This is a genomic window from Aeromonas sp. AE23HZ002T15, from assembly GCF_054165525.2.
Window position 1 is genome coordinate 2,232,229 of sequence record NZ_CM201342.1, and the last position, 19,140, is coordinate 2,251,368.

Below are 19,140 nucleotides of genomic sequence, written 5' to 3' on the forward strand. Positions count from 1 at the left end.
CTACTCCGAAAAAGTGAACACAGCCCCTCAGGGGGCGAGTTGGGCGATGCGCTGATCCAGCCACTGGCTGGATGCCTCGCCGAGGTTGCCGTGCAACTGGGCGTTGCGATAGGCATCCAGCGCCTGCTGGCGATGGCCCTGGCCATCCTCCGCCACGCCGAGGCCGAGCCACCAGCGGCCCTGATCCGGCTGCTGACGCAGCAGCCTGACGTAGAGATCCGCCGCCTTGGCATTCTGTCCCAGCTCCTGGGTCAGCCCAGCCCAGGTGGCGTAGTAGTCGAGGTTGGCGGCGAGTTCGGGCTGATAACCCGCCAGCCAGTCCAGCGCCTTCTGGCGATCACCGGCGCTGATGGCCACCCGGGCCAGCAGCAGGCGGAAATCCGCCTGTTGAGGCTCCAGTCTGAGCCCCTCCTCCAGCACCTGGTTCGCCTCGTTCAGGCGTCCCTCCCCATAGAGCAGCGCCGCCAGCTGCTCGCGGGCCCCCTGGTTGTGGGGATCGTGGGCCAGCACCTGGTAGTAGCTGTCCTGGGCCCCCCGCATATCGCCCTTGGCCAGGGCGGTGGTTGCCTTGCGCTCGGACAGGGCCGCCAGCTCGGGCTCGGAGAGATCCACCTGCTCAATCTTGAGCACCCCGGGCTTGCGGGGCGGGGTGGCCGCTTCCCGCTCCGCCGCCAGCTCGGCCTGCAGATCCGGCTGCAACTCCTCGTCGCTCAAGGTGACCTCCCCGGCTGTCTGCTCCTCCCCGGCGGGGTCAGACACCTCGTCCGATGGGGGGAGCGCCTCGTCGGCAGCCTCGTTGATGTCGGCCTCGTTCATGTCAGCCTGAGTCGTCATCAAGGTAAGGGGCTCTGGGGAAACTGACCCGTCTTCCGGCTCCGGTTGGGCGGCTATGCTGGCCGCCGCCGACACCGGCAAAACTACCGGCGTTTCGGCAGCCGAAGGCGCTGCTTTCGAAGGATCCACTACGCTGACTGGCCGAGAAACCTCGGTCGAGACAGTGGCAGTCTCTGCCTGATGGCTCTGCTGCCAGTAGATCCAGGTACGCCAACCGAGGATGCCGAGCGCCAGCCCGCACATCAGGGTCAATACCAGCATCCACCAGCCTTGCTGGCGAGGGGGCACCACGTAGACGGCGGTTCCCTCCCCCGGTTGACGCCGTTCCAGATCCTTGAGCATCTGATTGATCACGCTCATGACCAGACTCCATAAGCCAGGGCACCGCCCAGCAGCAACAACAGCGGCCACCAGCGGATGAATGGGAAATGGCTGGCGTCCTCGGTATCCCGGATGGCGAGGCGCACCAGCTTGCCGTCTATCTGCCGCTCGCCCCGGCCGTAGGCCAGCATCAGGCACTTCTGGGCCAGCACATTGATGAGGCGCGGCACCCCGCGGGACGCCCGCCACAGCTGGCGCAGGGCGCGGCGACCAAACAGGGATGCCCCGCGATAGCCGGACATGTGCAATCTGTGCTCCACATAGGCACGGGTCTCATCGAGACGCAGGGCCCGCAGGCAGTAGGAGAAACCGATGCGCTGACGCAGCTGGCGCAGATGGGGCTTGGCCAGGCGGGCATCCAGTTCGGGCTGACCGAACAGCACTATCTGCAGCAACTTGCAAGACTCCGTCTCCAGGTTGCCGAACAGGCGGATCGCCTCCAGGGTCTCGTCCGGCAGGGCCTGGGCCTCGTCGATCAGCACCACCACCCGCTGCCCCTGCTGGTGCAGGGCGATGAGGTGGCGGTGGATGCGATCGGTGAGATCCAGCTCGCTGCCGTCCCGCACCGCCAGTCCCAGCTCCAGCGCCAGGGCGATGCGCAGCTCGGCGGGGCTGAGGTGGGGGTTCGGCAGCCAGGCCAGGCGCACGGGCCGCTGCTCCGACCCCAGCTCGGTCAAGAGCTTGCGGCACAGCAGCGTCTTGCCGGTGCCCACCTCGCCGGTCACCTTGATGAAGCCCTCCCCCTGATCCAGCGCCCAGTTCAACACCTGCAGGGCCTCCTCGTGAGGGGGCAGGCCGTAGTAGAGGCTGGTGTTAGGGGTGAGGCCAAAGGGCGCCTCCCGCAAGCCGAAGTGACTCAGGTACATAAGACCTCCCCGCCCCCATCACGACCGGCGCCGTTCAGGCCAAAGGCGTTCCCCCGCAAGCCGAGGTGACTCAGGTACATGAGGCCTCCCGAAGCAGGGAGGCATGGGGATCAAGCCGCAGCACGCTCATGGTTTAACCCTTGGGGGGATACCACTTGTCGAGCAGCTCGGAGGAGCGCTGCAACTCGTTCTGCCAGGTCCCCTTCTCCACCACGGTCGGCTTGAGCATGATCACCAGCTCCACCTTCTTGGTGCTCTCCCGGCGGTTGGTGAAGGCCTCGCCGACCCAGGGAATGTCCCCGAGCAGGGGCACCTTGCTGACGATCTCCTGCTTGTCGGTCTTCATCAGGCCGCCGATGACGACGATGTCGCCGTTGTTGGCCTGCACCACGGTATCCGACTCGCGGATGGAGCTCTTGGCCAGCGGCAGCACCAGGGGATCGGCGGTGCCGACGTTGATGGTCTTGCTCTGCTCCTCGGTGTCGATGACCGAAGGGTGAATGTGCAGCAGCACCCGGCCTTGCTCGTCGATCTGCGGCGTCACGTCCAGGGCGATGCCGGAGAAGAAGGGGGTCAGCTCCACGTTGGGGGTGACGATGGGAGCCGAGTTGCCCGAGGTGGTGGTGGTGGTGGAGGCGTTGGTGACGAAGTATTCGTCCGTCCCCACCTTGATCACCGCCTTCTGGTTGTTGGTCGCCGTGACTCTGGGGCTGGAGAGGGTGTTCACGTCCCCCTGGGTCTTGAGCAGGCTGACCGCCACGTTAAAGTTGCCGTCCGAGATGGTGAAGCCGGCGCCGCCCCCCAGGGCCCGGAAGATCTGGTTCGGGGTGCTGGCGATGGGGCTGTTCATCAGGGAACCGCCGCCCGTGATCCCCTTGCCCCCATCCCAGCTGGCGGAGAGACCGCTCCAGTCCACCCCCTGCTCGTAGCCTTCGTTGAGGGAGACCTCGAGGATCCGCGCCTCCAGCACCACCTGGCGCTTGAGGTGCTCGCCGGACTGATCCAGGAACTCGCGCACCGCCTTGAGCTCCTTGGGATAGGCCCGCACCGTCACCAGGCCCGCCTGGGGGCTGGTGATGATGGCGCGGCCCTCGCCGTTCCCGATCAGGGTCTGCAGGGAGTCCCGCAGATCAGTCCAGTAATCGTTGTTGCTGTCCGTCTCGATCCGGGTGCCGTTGCTGTTGGGGTTGTTGTCACCGTTGGAGGAGGAGCCGAAGTTGTTGTTGCCGTTATTGTTGTTCAGGCCGTTGTCGAAGTTGTTGTTATTGCCGTTATTGTTGTTGTCGTTCGCGGTCACCCCGCCGGTGCTGACCGAGGTACGGGAGAGACCGCGGCGGGCCATCATCAGGTAGTTGACCGGTATGGTCTCGGTGCGCAGGCCGGCCGGGTAGACGTGGAACACGTTGCCTTTGCGCTGCACGTCGAAGCCGTACATGTCTCCCACCGTGGCCAGCGCCTCCTGCAGGGTCACGTCCTTGAGCTCCACCGAGATGGAGCCCGCCACCCCGGGATGCACCGCCACGCTGTAGCGGGAGCCCTTGAACAGGGAGCCGAAGAACTCGACCGCATCCACATCGTGGGCCGCGATCCGCAGCCGTTTCTCGGGGATGGCCATGGGCTGCTGGGGGCGGTTGAGCTGCAGCAATTCGCTTTGCACCGATGGCGGCAAGGTGGTCAGAGGGGCGGTCGGGGTCTGCTCCGCCATGGCCTGCTTGAGGGCATCCTTGGCCTGCACCGGCTCAGGGTGCCTGTAGGTCGTGCAACCCGCCACCGCCAACGCGAGGGGAAGCAGACAGAAATGGTGTTTTTTCATGTTATTAATGCACCTGACTCGCAATTAAACTCGGACAAACCGGCCCACGACATCCCGCGCTGGGCCTACTTCAGATTCTGATCTTGCTGCCAAACAGGGTCAGCGACTGGCGCTTGCCCCCCTTCTCCAGCACCACGGAATCGGTGCTGATGGCCACCAACTGATAACCCTCTATCCGCTGGCCGACGCGATAACTCTGGCCGTTGAGCACCGCGAGGGCGGGGCCGTTGCCGATGATGATGCTCTGCAGCCTCGGCACACCGGCCGTGGCCGACTGGCCCGCCCCCTTGCCGGCGCTCATCCCCGCCAGGGGGGCCGTCGGATCCTGCAGCACCTCGGCCTGGGCCAAAGGGCTCAGCAGACAGGCCCACAGCAGACACCAGGCAGAGCCCGGCATCATTTGAATGTTGTTTTTACTTATCAGTCTGTTAGCCACGGATAAACTCCTTGCTGGTGCTGAGGGTGTAGATCTCCATCGTCACCGCGGCCCTGGGGTGCTCGACCACCCTGTAGTCAAATCCCTGCCAGTAGAAGTGGCGGGGCAGCGCCTCCAGCGCCTTCAGATACTGGTAGACATCGAAATAGCCCCCCTCCAGCTGGAGGCGGATCCCGTGCCTGAACAGGTTGACCTTCTGCTCCCCCGCCATCAGGGGCTCGGGCTTGAGAGAGGTCAGCGCCAGCATGTGCAGGTTGGCGGAGCGGGACAACAGGGCCTCCAGCACGGCGGGCATCTCCCGGGCCGGGATCAGGTCCACGGTCTGGGCCTTGAGCTCCCCATCCAGCCTGGCGAGATCCGCGTCCACCCGCGCCAGCTGTTCCCGCACCTGGGCGTTGGGATCCCGCGCCAGCCTGGCCTGCTTGCCCTGATTCTCGAGATCCAGGATCTCCAGATCCCGCTGGGCGGCCGTCAAGGCGGCGCGATCCTGGCTCAGACGCGTGTCGGCGTCATCCAGCCAACCGTAGATGCCCGCGGCGCCGATGAGCACCAGCCCGGTCAGCAGGATCAGCACCCGTTCCCGCAAACTGAGGGCGGCCACCCTCTGGGCCCACTCCTGCCACTGCGCTTTCAACTCCATCAGGGCTTCTCCTGCTCGATGCCGCTGAGCTGGAAGGCCAACTGGCCCTCCTTGTTCCGGCTCAGAGTCAGCTCACCGAACTGCTTGCCGGCCAGGGACGGCGTCTGTTTGAAACGGTTCACCCAGGCGGGCACATCCTGACTGCGCTCGGCGAAGCCGGAGAGGTTGATGTGCCCCTCGTTGATCTCGATCCGCTGCAGGGAGAGACGGGCGTCCCGCAGGCGGGCGAGATCCGCCATCAGACCCGCATACCCCTGGGATTTTTGCAGGGAGAGGCTGCCAAGCTGCTGCATCAGCCCCTGTCTCGCACTCAGCTCCTCCTGCTTGTTAACCAGTTGCTGCCGCAGCTGGTCGTCGGCCTGATGGCGGGCCAGCTCGGCGTCCAGGCGCTGAGCCTCGCCCCGTTTGACGTCGAGGGCGGCGCGCAACTGCCCCAGTTCGCGGCTGACCCCCTGCTGTTGCCAGCCATAGAAGGCCGCGACGGCGAGCAGCAGCAGCAGGGCTCCACCCCAGGCCAGCGCCATCTGATTGAGGCTGGCCCACTGACGCTTGGGTCTGAATTCGGCTCCGTAGAGGTTGACATGACGCTTCATCACTCGCTCCTGCCCAGGGCGGCGCCGTAAGCCGAGAGGTACTCAACCCCGGCCAGGACCGCCTTGTTGGCCATGGCAGACACCGGGAAGCCGAATGCCTGCTCCAGGTGGCGCACCAGAGTGCCGATGAAGGAAGAGGCGATGGCGAGCTGCATCTGCCCCGGTTCCGGCAGCTTGAGTTGACCGGCGAGATAGTCGATGGAGCGCTGGATCTCGAGGGCCAGCCCATCGAGCAGCCCGGGATCCGGCTCCTGACCGCCAGCGAGGCTGCCAAAGCCGCGCAACTGGCGGGAGAAGCAGAGCCCCCCCTGATGGAACACCAGCAGCTGCAGATCCTGACCCTTGGGTTGCCAGAGCAGGATGCGCACCGTCTGATCCGCCTCGTACAGCGCCGTCATGGCCAGCTCGTCGCTGACGATGGCCTCCAGCTGTGCCACTCCGTTGACCGCATCCGCCAACTGCTGCACCCGGCTCTTGGGCAGGCAGATCACGTTGACCCTGGGCCGGCCCGCCGGGGGCGTCGGCAGATCCACGTAGTCCATGGCGAGTTGCAGCACGGGTTCGTTGACGAAATCCTTGATGGCCCAGGGCAGGGCTCCGGCCATCTCGGCATCGGGCACGGCGGGCTTGTCGATCTGGATCTGTTGATAAAGGCTGGCGGCCAGCGCCACCCGCACCTTAGACTTGGCCAGCCCATGCTGGCCGAACAGCTCGCCCATGGCCTGGGGCCACTCGTGAGGGCCGTTGATGGCACGGCTGGTGAAGAGGGGGCGTGGCTCCACACAGGCCAGCAGGATGCGATCGCTGGCCAACAGGAGTCCGACCTGATGGCTGGGAGACGAGCGGCGGAAGAGAGATTTCATCGAGACCGGCACCTGGCTGCGTGAAACGGATTAAACCTTAACATAAACAGGCGATTAGCCTCCATACTTATGAAAAATGATGCATGGCTGGCCATGGCGCCGCCCCAGACCGACGATCCCCTCATCCCCTCACCGCTGCACCCGATCCGGCATCCCTTGCTGGATGCGTACGGAGTCAAACTCTGGTGCAAACGGGACGATCTGATCCACCCGGCTCTCTCCGGCAACAAGTGGCGAAAGCTCAAATATCATCTGCTGCAGGCCAGGAAAGAAGGGAAAGATCACCTGCTCTCATTTGGTGGTGCCTACTCCAATCACATCCATGCTCTGGCGGCGGCAGGCCACCGGGCCGGGCTGAGCACCACGGGCATCATACGCGGTGAAGCCGGCACCGTCAGCAATTCCACCCTGAGTGCGGCCAGAGAATGGGGCATGACGCTGCACTTTGTGGACAGGCAGAGCTACCGGCGGCGCCAGGATCCCGAGTGGCTGGCCCAGTTCGAGGCCCCCCATACCCTGATAGTCCCCGAGGGAGGCAGCAGCCCGCTCGCCGTGCCCGGCGTCGCCGAGCTGGTGGCCGAGGTGCCCTTCTCGCCGGATCTCTGGGTGCTGCCCTGCGCCAGTGGTGGCACCCTGGCGGGACTGATCGCGGGCAAACGGGAGGCGGAACGGATACTGGCCATCGCCGTGCTCAAGGGGGGCGCCTTCATCCATGACGAGGTGTGCCGGCTGCACCCCCAAGCTGCCAGCACGACCGGCTGGCGCATCGCGCTGGATCACCACGACGGCGGTTATGCCAGGTTCAGTCAGGCCATGTGGCAGTGGGTGCAATCTTTTAGCGCAGAGACGGGTCTGCCCCTCGAGCCCATCTACAGCGGCAAGGCGATGTGGGGGCTGTTTCGGGAGCTGGCGGCGGGCAGGATCCCCCCTGGCAGCGAGATCGTCTTCATCCACACCGGCGGCCTGCAGGGGTTGGCGGGGCTGAGGGAGCAGGGCCGGATCTGACGGGGCTCATCAGGGCCTACTCCCCAGGGGCGGGCGGCCCCAAACGCCAGACTCAGGTGCCGGCCGCCTCCGCCGGCAGGCGCTGCGGCTCGGCGAACCAGGGCCCCTGCCCCGCGTGCACCCCGAGATGGCGCAGCATCTTCCACTCGTCGCCGCTCTCCACCCCCACTGCAATCACCCGGGTCTGGGTGTTGGCGCAGCCCCCCACTAGGCTGCGCACCGCCATCTGGTTCACCTGACGCAAGTGGATCTCCCGCACCAGGCTGGGGTGCAGCCTGAGGAAGTTGATCTCGAACTCCTTGATGTACTGGGTACTCACCACGTCCTGGCCCGCATGATCGATGGCCAGCTGGCAACCCAGCATGCGCAGCGCCCGCAGCGGCCGCTTGAGGGCCTCATAGTGACGGGTCACCTGAGCCTCCGACAGCTGCAACACCAGGGTCTCATTGGTGCTGCGGGGCAACTGGAAGAGGTCGAAGAAGAGCTCGCGCTGGAACTCCCGATTGAGCAGGCTCTGGGCACAGAGGGACAGGCTGATGGGGCAGCCCCCCTCAGGACGCTGACGCAGCAGGCGCAGGGTGCGGGCGACCACCAGCTTGTCCAGGGGCAGCAAGAGCCCGGCCTTCTCCGCCATGGGCATGAAGACCCCCGCCTGCAGCTCCCGCTCCTGCTCATCCTGAATGCGGATCAGCAGCTCCTGCTGCAGGATCACCTGATCCTGCTCCTGCTGTACCGGCTGCAGATAGAAGTGGACCCCCTGCTCTTCGATGCGGCGAGTGATCAGGGTGCGCCAGCGCACCGTCCCCTTGCTGCTCCCCTCCTCATCCAGGGATTTCTCGTACAGGAACCAGCCGCTGTGCCCCTGCAGCCTCGCACTCTTGAGCGCCAGCTCCGCCTCTTCCTGCACCTTGAGCAGCGAATCCTGCGCCTGATAGCAGACGGCACCGAGATAGATGGCGGTCTCGACATTGACCGCCTCCGGCCAGTGCAGGCGTTGCAGGCTCTTGAGCAGCTGGCTGGCACCGTCGACCATCTCGCTCTCGGACATGTTGGGCAGCAGCACGGCGAACACCTGGCCGGCATAGCGGGCCTGCAGGGCACCGCTGTGCTTGCGCACGAAGGCGGCGATGGAGGCGCTCGCCTCCATCAGCAGCTCCTGGCAAGGTCGCCCCGCCAGCTCGGGATCCAGCTCCTCCAGCCCGGCCAGCTCGATCAGCATGACACCGCCGCTGATCACGCTCGCCTCCATGATGGCGCTCTCCAGCCGGTTGTCGAAGAACAGGCGATTGCCGATGCCGGTCACCTTGTCGACGAAGGCGTTGCTGCGGATGAAGTTGTCGAAGCGGCTGCGCTCCTTGCGGGCATCCGCCAGCTCCGCCAGCAGATGGTTGAGTGCCTGGCTGGCGGAGGCGGGCCACTCGTCGGCCGGATCGTGCGCCAGCTTGGTGAGCTTGCCGTCCAGAATGAGCTGGGCCCGATCGGCCAGGAGTTCGGCTCCCCGTAGTTGCAGACGCAGCCAGCGAATGGAGTACCAGAGCCCGAACACTACTATGGTGACCCCGAGGGAGATGCCGGACATGGCCTGCATGGAGTATTCGAACTCCTTGAACGGCCGCTCCAGCTTGAAGTCGGCCCACATGCCGGCCTGATTGGGGATCGCCTTGCTGTAGGGGATCAGCAGGCTCTCGTCGGTCTGTTGCTGCACATCGCGAAACCAGTAGACCCGCTGCTTGTCCTGACGGATCTCCAGCTCCACCACGTGGGAGGCGCGCAGCAGGGAGGGCAGCCAGCGGGCCAGATCCTGGGGATCGTCGGCGGCGCCCACCTGCTTGTCGATGATCTCCACCAGCGAGTCGACCCGGTTCTGCTGCAGCTCCATCCCCATCTGACGAAAGCTGAACACCCCGCCGAGCAGCACCATGGTCATGGCCGAGATCACGCACAGGGTGATAAAGGAGACGAGTTGAGTGGTCAGTTTCATGTGCCTTTCCGTAGCCGACAGCATCCATTAGGGCATCATGGTATCAGCCTTGGTCAAAACCCGCCTATGGATGAAGATCCCGCTTCTGCAAATAAGCGGCAGCGGGCGTCGTGCCCGGGGAATGCAATGACCAAACGGGGAGAGGAAATGGGCCGGAAAATGGCGGAGAGTGGCGCGCAGGCAGAAAAATGGTCCCGCAGAGGGGACCAAAAGAAACACTCAATATCAAAACTAACACTCTGTGCTACTGACAAAAATAGATACAGGAGTATTGAACACACGGTGAGTCAAACCGCACGGCTACTCTAAACCAGTTCGGATAAGCTGAACAATTGTCACTTATGACAGGTTCACGATTGAATCTTAACCATTCATTATCACTAAATCAGAATTTATCAATGACTTAGCAATTAAACACTTAAAGGTTTTTTGCATTTATCAAATCGAAACAGCTAATGAACTATGATGGTCCGCCTCCACGCCTCGCCCCCATGTTCAACAGGTATGTTTTGAAACGATTCTCTTCCCTCTGGATCAGCGTGCTGCTGTTCGTGCTTCCCATCCTCGTCGGCCTCTCCCTGAATCAGCTGACGGGCAGCCTGCTGGCACAGCATCTGCTGCACAAGAAACGGAGCGAGATCGAGGCGGCCATGAACGATCGCCAGCTGGCGCTGGAGCGGAGCATGGGCGACCAGATGACCCACTTCGCCTTCGACTGTGGCGAGCGGGACATGATACTGCTGCGGGATCCCAAGCATTACAGCCGTTACATCCGGCTGCAGGGGGTGAAGCTGGCCTCGGGCAAGGGGTGCTCCAGCCTGGGACCGGATCTGCCGCTCTTCGATGCCGACAGTCTGCCCGACCCCGGCCTGGACACCATAGGTCTGACCGCCACCGAGCAGGATTTCAATACCGAGCAGGAGCTGGTCATCTTCTCCAAGCACCAGGGCCACCTCGCCTACTGGGTGCTGAGCAACAGCTGGAGCCACACCATTCTGGAGAAACCCTGCCTCGACTGTTTCTACCTCGAGCTCATTCCCCTGGTGCCAGGCCTCTCCCGCCAGGAGCTCTTCCCCCGGGGCGACAAGCGCATCAAGGAGGAGGCCGACAGCCTGAGCCTGAGCTTCACCCCCATCTCCAGTCAGCTCCAGCAGACCCTGTGGGCGGGGCGGGCGCTGCAGGAGTATGCCCAGAACAAGGCCAGACGGGACACCTTCTGGATTGGCGGAGCCCTGGGGCTCCTGCTGCTTGCCGGTTACTGGCTCCATCGCAACTACAGACGCTCTCTCAAGGGGCTGATCTATCGCGGCCTTGCCCGCCAGGAGTTCGTGCCATTCTATCAGGCCGTCGTCGACAGCCGGACCCGGGCTGTGGTCGGCTTCGAGGCGCTGCTGCGCTGGGAGCGCGAGAATGCGTTCACGCCACCCGGCGCCTTCATCGCCTACGCGGAGGAACAGGGGCTGATACTGCCGATGACGGAGCAGTTGCTGGAGAAGATCATCGCCGATCTCCCCCACCTGGCCCCCCAGCAGTGGGTCAGCGTCAACCTGGTGGCGGCCCACCTCGAGCACCCGCACCTGCGCAGCCAGTTGCAGCGCCATGACTGGCCGTCCCCGACCAGACTCACCTTCGAACTGACCGAGCGCGAGCCCATACTGGACATCCAGGCCGCCATCAGCGAGATCACCCTGCTGCAGGAGAAGGGATACCACTTCAAGTTGGACGACTTTGGTACCGGCTATGGGGGCTTTGCCTACCTGCAGCGCCTCGGCATCCGCCAGTTCAAGATCGACAAGATGTTCATCGACACCATAGGCACCGACGATCCCAAGCGCAATCTGCTGGAAGCCATCATCGCCTTCGGCCTCAAGTCGAGCATGGAGATGATCGCCGAGGGGGTCGAGACCCAGGAGCAGGTCGACTATCTCGCCCACCGTGGCGTGTACCTCATCCAGGGTTATCTGTTCGCCCGCCCCATGCCCCTGCGCGACCTGCTGCCCTGGCTGCAGGCTCAGACGGCGGCTCCGCATTCGGCGGGATGAGTCACGGCAGGGCACCAGATCGGCAGGCTGATACCTGTCCCGCCGGAAAAATGGTGTGACCTGCCGGCAACTACCCTTATCATGTGCGGATTCGCCATGGTCCATGACGGACTGTCCTGTCCCCGTCGGCATCCGCCGACCCGAGATGAGAACTACCGCCTATGAAGTCATTTATCCGGCAAGAGCTTGCCCTGCCCGTCAGCCTGCTGGCCCTGCTGTTCTTCAAGACGCAAGGCAGCGACCTGCTGACGGAGGCCACCCCCCTTGCCATCTATCTGCCGGTCTCCCTGGCCCTGCTCGCCATCGTCACCTGGGCCATCTTCTCCGTCGTGCGCCACTCCGATGCCCTGGCCATCAAGCTGGGGGAACCCTTCGGTACCCTGATCCTGACCCTGTCGGTCATCTCGCTGGAAGTGGTGATGATCTCCTCCGTCATGCTGACCGGCGAGCCCAATCCCGAGATGGCGCGAGACACCATGTTCGCCGTGGTGATGCTGGTCACCAACGGCCTGGTGGGCTTCACCCTGCTGTTCGGAGGCTGGCGCTACCACACCCAGAGCTTCAATCTGGATGGGGTGAAGTCCTATCTGGTGGCCATCATCCCCCTGGCCCTGCTCTGCCTGGTGCTGCCGAATTTCACCGAAGGGGGCGACCTTGGCAGCATGTCCCGCCCCATGTCCTGGATGCTGATCATCATCTCGGTGCTGCTCTACGGCGTTTTCCTGCTGATCCAGACCCGCAGCCACAGCCACTTCTTCGTCGACAGCGATCACGAGGATCATGAAGAGCACCACGGTCCGCTGCAGAGCAACGTCTACCACACCCTGCTGCTGCTCGCCTACCTGGTGGTGGTGATCCTGCTGGCCAAGACCCTCGCCATCCCCATCAACCACGGGGTGCATGTGATGGATGCGCCAGCCGCGCTGGGGGGCTTCATTGTCGCCTGTATCGTGCTGGCCCCCGAGGCGGTCGGCGCCATCAAGGCTGCCTTCAACAACCAGTTGCAGCGCGCCATGAACCTCTACTTCGGTTCAGTGCTGGCGACCATAGCGCTCACCGTCCCGGCCGTGCTGTTTATCGGCGCCATGATGGAGCAGGAGGTGCGCCTCGGCCTGTCGGCTGCCGACATGGTGCTGCTCATCACCACCCTGATGGTGTGCAAGGTCACCTTCAGCAGCGGCCGCACCAATGTGCTGCACGGCGCCACCCACCTGGTGCTGTTCGTGGTCTATCTGTTCCTGATGTTCGAGCGGGCCTGATCCCTGCCGCAAATGACAAGACCGCCCCTCGGGGCGGTCTTTTGTTATGGGGCCAAATAACCTCCCCTCATCACCCTTGTTGCAAGGGAAGAGGGGAAGGGAACCTAGAGGCTGGGCAGCACCCCAGCCGGGATCAGATCGTTGTAGCTGGCGCGGCCCAGCAGGGCGGCGGCGGCCTCGATGTCCGGTGCGAAGTATCTGTCCTTGTCGTAGAAGCTGACCTCATCCCGCAGCCGGCCCTTGGCCAGCTCGACGAGTTCGGTGCTGCGCAGGGGAGCACGGAAGTCCAGCCCCTGGGCCGCCGCCAGCAACTCCACCGCCAGGATGCCGCGGGTATTCTCGGCCATGTCTGCCAGACGGCGACCGGCGAAGGTGGCCATGGAGACGTGATCCTCCTGGTTCGCCGAGGTGGGCAGGCTGTCCACCGAGGCCGGGTGGGCCAGCGTCTTGTTCTCGGAGGCCAGTGCCGCCGAGGTGACCTGGGCGATCATGAAGCCGGAGTTGACCCCGCCGTTGTTGACCAGGAAGGCGGGCAAGCCGGACATGCGCGAATCGATGAGTAGAGCCATGCGACGCTCAGACAAAGAGCCGATCTCGGCGATGGCCAGGGCCAGGTTGTCGGCGGCGAAGGCCACGGGCTCGGCGTGGAAGTTGCCGCCGGAGAGGATCTCCTCGTCATCGGCAAACACCAGGGGGTTGTCGGAGACCGCGTTGGCCTCGCACACCAGCACCTCGGCGGCCTGACGGATCTGGGTCAGGCAGGCCCCCATCACCTGGGGCTGGCAGCGCAGGGAATAGGGATCCTGCACCTTCTCGCAGTTGTGGTGGGACATGCCGATCTCGCTGCCATCCACCAGCAGGTGGCGATAGCAGGCGGCCGCATCGATCTGGCCACGTTGGCCGCGTACCGCGTGGATGCGGGCATCGAACGGACGACGGCTGCCGAGCGCCGCCTCCACGCTCATGGCACCTATGGTGATGGCGCCGGCATAGAGATCCTCGGCGTGGAACAGCCCCTCCAGCGCGAACGCCGTGCTGGCCTGGGTGCCGTTCAGCAGGGCCAGCCCCTCTTTCGGCGCCAGGGAAATAGCCTCCAGCCCGGCAATGCGCAAGGCGGCGGCGGCGTCCATCAGCTCACCCTTGTGGCGGGCCTTGCCCTCTCCTATGAGCAGACAGCTCATATGGGCAAGTGGGGCCAGATCGCCGGAGGCACCGACGGAGCCCTTCTTCGGCACGACCGGGTAGACCTCGGCATTGATGAGTCGCATCAGGGCTTGCAGCACCTCCAGCCGGATGCCGGAGAAACCACGGGCCAGGGAGTTGACCTTGAGCACCATCATCAGCCGTACGGTGGCGTCATCCATGTACTCGCCGATCCCCGCCGCGTGGGACAGCACTATGGAGCGTTGCAGCTCGTCGAGCTGCTCCACCGGGATCCGGGTGTTCGCCAGCAGGCCGAAGCCGGTGTTGATGCCGTAGACCACACGATTTTGCTCGATCACCTTGGTCACCACGGCCGCCGAGGCCTCGATGGCGGGTCTGGCGGACGGATCCAAACTGATATGTACCGGCTCGCGGCTGACGCGACGTAGGGTGGCTAGGGTCAGTTCACCGGGTAACAGATTGAGTTCAAACATCTTATTTCACTCCTTTGCCAGCAGCCGCCAGCATGGGCAAGTCCAGTTTCGCCTCATGGGCACAATCGATGGCAATCTCGTAGCCCGCATCCGCGTGACGCATCACGCCGGTGGCCGGATCGTTGCGCAGCACCCGACCGACCCGCTTAGCTGCATCCTCGGTGCCGTCACAGACGATCACCACGCCGGAGTGTTGGGAGAAGCCCATGCCCACGCCACCACCGTGGTGCAGGGAGACCCAGGTCGCGCCACCTGCTGTGTTGAGCAGGGCGTTGAGCAGGGGCCAGTCGGAGACCGCATCCGAGCCGTCCATCATGGACTCGGTCTCCCGGTTCGGACTCGCCACCGAGCCGGAGTCCAGGTGATCGCGACCGATCACCACGGGGGCCTTCAGCTCACCGTTTTTCACCATCTCGTTGAAGGCGAGGCCGAGGCGCACGCGATCCTTGACCCCGACCCAGCAGATCCGCGCCGGCAGGCCCTGGAAGGCGATGCGCTCACGGGCCATGTCGAGCCAGTTGTGCAGGTGGGGATCGTCCGGGATCAACTCCTTGACCTTCTGATCCGTCTTGTAGATGTCTTCCGGATCCCCGGACAGGGCCACCCAGCGGAAGGGGCCTATACCCTCGCAGAACAGCGGGCGTATATAGGCGGGCACGAAGCCGGGGAAGTCGAAGGCGTTCTTCACCCCCTCCTCCAGGGCCATCTGGCGGATGTTGTTGCCGTAGTCCAGGGTCGCGGCGCCGCGGCTTTGCAGGGTCAGCATGGCTTCCACCTGCCGGGCCATGGAGTGACGGGCGGCCTGATCCACCTCCTGGGGCGCGGTTTTTTGCAGCTCGCGCCACTGGGAGACGCTCCAGCCCTGGGGCAGGTAGCCGTGGATGGGGTCATGGGCTGAGGTCTGGTCGGTCACCACGTCCGGGGTGATGCCACGGGCCACCAGTTCGGCGAACACATCGGCGGCGTTGCCGAGCAGGCCTACGGAGACGGCGGTGCCGTTACGCTTGGCCTCCTCGACCAGGGCCAGTGCCTCGTCCAGGCTGTGGGCCTTCTTGTCCACGTAGCGGGTCTTCAAGCGAAAATCGATGCGGGTCTCGTCGCACTCCACCGCGATCATGGAGAAACCCGCCATGGTGGCGGCCAGGGGCTGGGCGCCGCCCATGCCGCCGAGGCCACCGGTCAGGATCCAGCGACCCGCAGGCTTGCCGTCGAAGTGCTGGTTCGCCACCGCGAAGAAGGTCTCGTAGGTGCCCTGCACTATCCCCTGGGTGCCTATGTAGATCCAGGATCCGGCGGTCATCTGGCCGTACATCATGAGCCCCTTCTTGTCGAGCTCGTTGAAGTGCTCCCAGTTCGCCCAGTGGGGCACCAGGTTGGAGTTCGCGATCAGCACCCTGGGCGCATCCTTGTGGGTCTGGAACACCCCGACCGGTTTGCCGGATTGCACCAGCAGGGTCTGATCCTCCTCGAGCCGGGTCAGCACCTCGACGATCTTGTCGTAACAGGCCCAGTTGCGGGCGGCGCGACCTATGCCACCGTACACCACCAGAGACTGGGGATGCTCTGCCACCTCGGGATCCAGGTTGTTCATCAACATCCGCAGGGGCGCCTCGGTGAGCCAGCTCTTGGCGGTGAGCGCGGTGCCGCGCGGCGCGCGGATGATCCGGTTTGGATCGTGGCGGGGATCCTGGTGTTGCTGGGACATATACACTCCTTGTTTATCGATGCAGCAGGGTGGCGGACTGAGACAGGCCGCTACTTGGTTAACTGGTGGATCAGCCGGGCGGCCACGCGGGCGCTGCGGTTGTCCTGATCCAGACTGGGGTTGTATTCGGCCAGATCGGCGAGCCTGAGCTTGCCGCTGGCCCGGATATGAGCGATCAGGGGTTCTATGACTGCCAGCTCGACACCGCGGGCGGCGGGGGCACTCACCCCCGGCATGACGGCACCGGGCAGCACGTCGAGATCGATGGTGAGATAGAGGTGATCACAGCGGGCGATGAAGGCATCCAGCCCGTTCAGCAGCTCGGGCAGATCGGCCGGGGTCATGGCCTCATCCAGCACGTGCCAGGCCCCCAGCGCCTCGGCGCGGGCGAACAGGGCCGCCGTGTTGGCGGTCTCGGCCACCCCGAGGCAGGCGTAGTGGAACGCCGAGCCCTGGGCGGCGCACTGCTCGGCAATCTGGAAGAAGGGGGTGCCGGAGCTCGCCTGCTCCACCTTGCGCCGCAGATCGAAGTGGGCATCCAGGTTGATGATCCCCATCCTCCCCTGCTGTTTCAGATGGCGGTTGAGGCCGCTCCAGCTGCCGAAGGCCACCTCGTGCCCCCCACCGAGCACCAGCGGGAAATGCCCCTCGCCCAGCAGGCGGGCAACCCGCTCCGCCAGCCGATCGTGGGCGGCATCGAGATCCCCGTCCTCACAGGCCAGATCGCCACTGTCGTAAACCGGTTGGCTCAAATGCCAGGCGCTGTTGGCCAGCATCTTGCGGATGGCCTGGGGTGCCTGTGCGGCCCCCACGCGCCCCTTGTTGCGGCGCACCCCCTCATCGCAGGCGAAACCCACCAGGGCCACGCCGGGGGCTGCATCCCCTTGCCAGGGCAGAACCTTGTCGTGCCAGCGCAAGGCCAGCTCGCCATCCTCCGGATCCTGCCGCCCCTGCCAGACAGACATGTCGATCCCGTTGTACTCAGCCATGGAGCGTCTCCTCGCCGTTGAATACCCGGCTGACCAGCTGATCCACGCCGACCAGGTAACTGAGTTCCGCCGGGTGGGCGCAGTTCCAGACCAGGAAGTCCGCCTGCATGCCCACTCTCAACTGGCCGAGTTTCTCCTGCTCGCCGAGGGCCTGGGCCGCGTGCCGGGTCACCCCGGCCATGGCCTCGACCGGCGTCAGGCCAAACAGGGTGCAGGCCATGTTCATGGCCATGCGCAGGGAGACGATGGGGGCCGTGCCCGGGTTGATGTCGGAGGAGACCGCCATGGGCACCCCGGCCCGGCGCAGCGCCTCGATGGGGGGCAGCTTGGTCTCTTTCAGGAAGTAAAACGCGGTGGGCAACAGGGTGGCCACCACGCCGCGATGGGCCAGAGCCTGGATCCCGGCGGAGTCCAGATGCTCAAGGTGATCCACGGAGAGGGCGCCGAAGTGGGCGGCAAGCGTGCTGCCCCCCAAGTTCGAGAGCTGATCCATGTGTCCCTTCACCGCCAGACCGTATTGATCCGCCGCCAGATAGACCTGCTCGGTCTGGGCCAGGGAGAAGCCGATGTGCTCGCAGAAGACGTCCACCGCATCAGCCAGACCCGCCTCGGCGGCCGCCGGGATGATCTCCTGACAGATGGTCTCCACCCAGGAGTCGGGATCGTCGCGAAACTCGTGAGGTACCGCATGGGCGGCCAGCAGGGTGGTCTTGACCCGGATGGGTTGCGACTCCCCCAGGCGCCGGGCGACCCGCAGCATCTTGAGTTCGTCCTCCAAGGTGAGGCCATAGCCGGACTTGATCTCCACGGTGGTGACCCCTTCCCGGATCAGGGACTTGATCCTCGGCAACGCCAGCTCATAGAGCCGATCCTCGCTGGCGGCGCGGGTGGCCCGCACCGTGCTCAGGATGCCGCCCCCCTTGCGGGCGATCTCCGCATAGGGCACGCCCTTCTGGCGTTGCTCGAACTCCTCGGCGCGGCTGCCGGCGAAGATGAGGTGGGTATGGCAGTCGATGAGACCCGGCGTGACCAGTTTCCCCTTCATATCGCGCCAATGGGCGGGATGCGGCCCCTTCAGATCCTGCATGGGCACCAGAGCGTGGATCTTGCCGTCGTGGATCCCCAGGGCATGGGGTTCCAGCAGACCGTAGTCCGCCAGGTCCGGGCGCAGGGTGGCGGGCGTCACGTTGAGCCAGACCCGCTCGCAGTTCAACAGTTCCTTGTTCATAGCGACCTCAAATGTATATACAATAATTTATAGCCGATCTCGAACGAGAAAGATAGGATCTATTTCACATCTTGATAACAGCGTTTTCATTAGAGTTTAGGCACAAAAAAGCCCACCGGATGGGTGGGCTGTTTCAGTGCTGATATGTATATACAATTAACTGAATTGGGTCTTGGAACTCAGCTTGTAGCGGGATCCCGGCGACAGCAACCTGGCGTAGGAGACCAGATAGCCGTCCGACCAGGTGCGGCGATGTAACAGCAGGCAGGGGGTATCGACCCGCACCTGCAACAATCCCGCCTCACCGGCGCTCGGCAGCACGGCCTCCACCACATGCTCCATCTCGGAGAGGGGGCAGATCTCCATCAGATAGCTGTTCGGCGTCTGGCGGGTGAAATCCTGATCCCCATAGTCCGGCAGGCGTTCCGCATCGACGAAGCGCTCCTCCAGCTGCAGCGGCTCCCCATCGGCCTGGTGGACGATGAGGCTGTGGAAGGTAGGTGCCCCCACCCTCAACCCCAGCCGTACCGCCACCTTCTCGTCGGCGGCCTGGCGCTGCAGGCGGATCACCCTGGCACTGTACTGGCTGCCCCGCTCGGCGATCTCGTCGGCGATGTTGCGAATGGCCAGCAGGGGCGACTCCGTACGCCTGTCCGCCACGAAGCTGCCGGAGCCGGCGGTACGCACCAGCCATCCCTCGGCCACCAGCTCCCGCAGCGCCTTGTTGACCGTCATCCGGCTAACGGCAAACTGCTCGCACAGGGCCGCCTCGGTCGGGATCCTGTCCCCCGCCTGATAGTGGCGTTCGCGGATCCCGTCGAGGATGTGTTGCTTGATCTGCAGGTAGAGGGCTGGAGCCAAAGGCGGG

General features: G+C 64.5%; 16 protein-coding genes. 3 read left to right on the top strand and 13 right to left on the bottom strand.

Features of this window, described 5'->3' with window-relative positions:
* Window positions 1-27: 27 nt before the first annotated feature.
* The 7 genes from ACT5M9_RS10320 to ACT5M9_RS10350 all read right to left on the bottom strand — a co-directional run bounded on the left by ACT5M9_RS10320 (window position 28) and on the right by ACT5M9_RS10350 (window position 6,426).
* Complete coding sequence (locus ACT5M9_RS10320) at window positions 28-1,194, bottom strand: tetratricopeptide repeat protein (protein WP_457981735.1); 1,167 nt, start codon at window positions 1,192-1,194, stop codon at window positions 28-30.
* Window positions 1,191-2,081: an ExeA family protein gene (locus tag ACT5M9_RS10325; protein WP_457981734.1), complete on the bottom strand. Its 891-nt coding sequence runs from the start codon at window positions 2,079-2,081 to the stop codon at window positions 1,191-1,193. Before ACT5M9_RS10325 ends, ACT5M9_RS10320 begins: the two co-directional genes overlap by 4 nt.
* A gap of 133 nt (window positions 2,082-2,214) precedes the next feature.
* Window positions 2,215-3,894: a pilus (MSHA type) biogenesis protein MshL gene (gene mshL, locus ACT5M9_RS10330; RefSeq protein ID WP_457981733.1), complete on the bottom strand. Its 1,680-nt coding sequence runs from the start codon at window positions 3,892-3,894 to the stop codon at window positions 2,215-2,217.
* Window positions 3,895-3,964: 70 nt separating this feature from the next.
* Window positions 3,965-4,294, bottom strand: coding sequence for a SctD/MshK family protein (locus ACT5M9_RS10335; RefSeq protein ID WP_438551725.1), 330 nt, complete (start codon window positions 4,292-4,294; stop codon window positions 3,965-3,967).
* Window positions 4,295-4,322: 28 nt separating this feature from the next.
* Entirely contained in the window at window positions 4,323-4,970 is a 648-nt protein-coding gene (locus ACT5M9_RS10340; RefSeq protein ID WP_457981732.1) for an MSHA biogenesis protein MshJ, read from the bottom strand.
* Window positions 4,970-5,563, bottom strand: coding sequence for a PilN domain-containing protein (locus ACT5M9_RS10345; RefSeq protein WP_457981731.1), 594 nt, complete (start codon window positions 5,561-5,563; stop codon window positions 4,970-4,972). The genes ACT5M9_RS10340 and ACT5M9_RS10345 overlap by 1 nt, the downstream gene beginning before the upstream one ends.
* Complete coding sequence (locus ACT5M9_RS10350) at window positions 5,563-6,426, bottom strand: MSHA biogenesis protein MshI (RefSeq protein WP_457981730.1); 864 nt, start codon at window positions 6,424-6,426, stop codon at window positions 5,563-5,565. Before ACT5M9_RS10350 ends, ACT5M9_RS10345 begins: the two co-directional genes overlap by 1 nt.
* A 69-nt stretch (window positions 6,427-6,495) precedes the next feature.
* Between ACT5M9_RS10350 and ACT5M9_RS10355 the strand changes: the two genes are divergently transcribed.
* Entirely contained in the window at window positions 6,496-7,431 is a 936-nt protein-coding gene (locus ACT5M9_RS10355; protein ID WP_457981729.1) for a 1-aminocyclopropane-1-carboxylate deaminase/D-cysteine desulfhydrase, read from the top strand.
* 52 nt (window positions 7,432-7,483) lie between these two features.
* On the opposite strand, the gene ACT5M9_RS10360 is transcribed toward ACT5M9_RS10355, so the two are convergent.
* Entirely contained in the window at window positions 7,484-9,412 is a 1,929-nt protein-coding gene (locus ACT5M9_RS10360; RefSeq protein WP_457981728.1) for an EAL domain-containing protein, read from the bottom strand.
* A gap of 509 nt (window positions 9,413-9,921) precedes the next feature.
* Between ACT5M9_RS10360 and ACT5M9_RS10365 the strand changes: the two genes are divergently transcribed.
* On the top strand, window positions 9,922-11,454 hold the full coding sequence (locus ACT5M9_RS10365; RefSeq protein ID WP_457981727.1) for an EAL domain-containing protein: 1,533 nt from the start codon (window positions 9,922-9,924) through the stop codon (window positions 11,452-11,454).
* Window positions 11,455-11,615: 161 nt separating this feature from the next.
* Window positions 11,616-12,713 (top strand): calcium:cation antiporter, encoded by a 1,098-nt coding sequence (locus tag ACT5M9_RS10370; protein WP_457981726.1) that lies wholly within the window; start codon window positions 11,616-11,618, stop codon window positions 12,711-12,713.
* 104 nt (window positions 12,714-12,817) lie between these two features.
* Here ACT5M9_RS10370 and hutH read toward each other — a convergent pair whose 3' ends face one another.
* The 5 genes from hutH to hutC form a co-directional block, all read right to left on the bottom strand.
* The gene (gene hutH, locus ACT5M9_RS10375) at window positions 12,818-14,350 is read right to left on the bottom strand and encodes a histidine ammonia-lyase (RefSeq protein ID WP_457981725.1); all 1,533 of its coding nucleotides are present in this window, start codon (window positions 14,348-14,350) and stop codon (window positions 12,818-12,820) included.
* Between the two features lies 1 nt (window position 14,351).
* Window positions 14,352-16,055: a urocanate hydratase gene (gene hutU / locus ACT5M9_RS10380; RefSeq protein ID WP_457981724.1), complete on the bottom strand. Its 1,704-nt coding sequence runs from the start codon at window positions 16,053-16,055 to the stop codon at window positions 14,352-14,354.
* A 50-nt stretch (window positions 16,056-16,105) separates the two neighbouring features.
* Window positions 16,106-17,044 carry a formimidoylglutamase gene (gene hutG, locus ACT5M9_RS10385; protein ID WP_457981723.1) on the bottom strand — a complete coding sequence of 313 codons (939 nt, stop codon included), beginning with the start codon at window positions 17,042-17,044 and terminating at the stop codon, window positions 16,106-16,108.
* A complete protein-coding gene (gene hutI, locus ACT5M9_RS10390) occupies window positions 17,037-18,272 on the bottom strand; it encodes an imidazolonepropionase (RefSeq protein ID WP_457981722.1) in 1,236 nt (411 codons plus the stop codon). Before hutI ends, hutG begins: the two co-directional genes overlap by 8 nt.
* Before the next feature lie 156 nt (window positions 18,273-18,428).
* Window positions 18,429-19,133 (bottom strand): histidine utilization transcriptional repressor HutC, encoded by a 705-nt coding sequence (hutC, locus tag ACT5M9_RS10395; RefSeq protein WP_457981721.1) that lies wholly within the window; start codon window positions 19,131-19,133, stop codon window positions 18,429-18,431.
* Window positions 19,134-19,140: the final 7 nt, after the last annotated feature.

Bases quoted from the DNA above. Each gene is read 5' to 3' on its own strand.
- ACT5M9_RS10320 (WP_457981735.1), bottom strand. From the start codon at position 1,194: ATGAGCGTGATCAATCAGATGCTCAAGGATCTGGAACGGCGTCAACCG.
- ACT5M9_RS10325 (WP_457981734.1), bottom strand. From the start codon at position 2,081: ATGTACCTGAGTCACTTCGGCTTGCGGGAGGCGCCCTTTGGCCTCACC.
- mshL (WP_457981733.1), bottom strand. From the start codon at position 3,894: ATGAAAAAACACCATTTCTGTCTGCTTCCCCTCGCGTTGGCGGTGGCG.
- ACT5M9_RS10335 (WP_438551725.1), bottom strand. From the start codon at position 4,294: ATGATGCCGGGCTCTGCCTGGTGTCTGCTGTGGGCCTGTCTGCTGAGC.
- ACT5M9_RS10340 (WP_457981732.1), bottom strand. From the start codon at position 4,970: ATGGAGTTGAAAGCGCAGTGGCAGGAGTGGGCCCAGAGGGTGGCCGCC.
- ACT5M9_RS10345 (WP_457981731.1), bottom strand. From the start codon at position 5,563: ATGAAGCGTCATGTCAACCTCTACGGAGCCGAATTCAGACCCAAGCGT.
- ACT5M9_RS10350 (WP_457981730.1), bottom strand. From the start codon at position 6,426: ATGAAATCTCTCTTCCGCCGCTCGTCTCCCAGCCATCAGGTCGGACTC.
- ACT5M9_RS10355 (WP_457981729.1), top strand. From the start codon at position 6,496: ATGAAAAATGATGCATGGCTGGCCATGGCGCCGCCCCAGACCGACGAT.
- ACT5M9_RS10360 (WP_457981728.1), bottom strand. From the start codon at position 9,412: ATGAAACTGACCACTCAACTCGTCTCCTTTATCACCCTGTGCGTGATC.
- ACT5M9_RS10370 (WP_457981726.1), top strand. From the start codon at position 11,616: ATGAAGTCATTTATCCGGCAAGAGCTTGCCCTGCCCGTCAGCCTGCTG.
- hutH (WP_457981725.1), bottom strand. From the start codon at position 14,350: ATGTTTGAACTCAATCTGTTACCCGGTGAACTGACCCTAGCCACCCTA.
- hutU (WP_457981724.1), bottom strand. From the start codon at position 16,055: ATGTCCCAGCAACACCAGGATCCCCGCCACGATCCAAACCGGATCATC.
- hutG (WP_457981723.1), bottom strand. From the start codon at position 17,044: ATGGCTGAGTACAACGGGATCGACATGTCTGTCTGGCAGGGGCGGCAG.
- hutI (WP_457981722.1), bottom strand. From the start codon at position 18,272: ATGAACAAGGAACTGTTGAACTGCGAGCGGGTCTGGCTCAACGTGACG.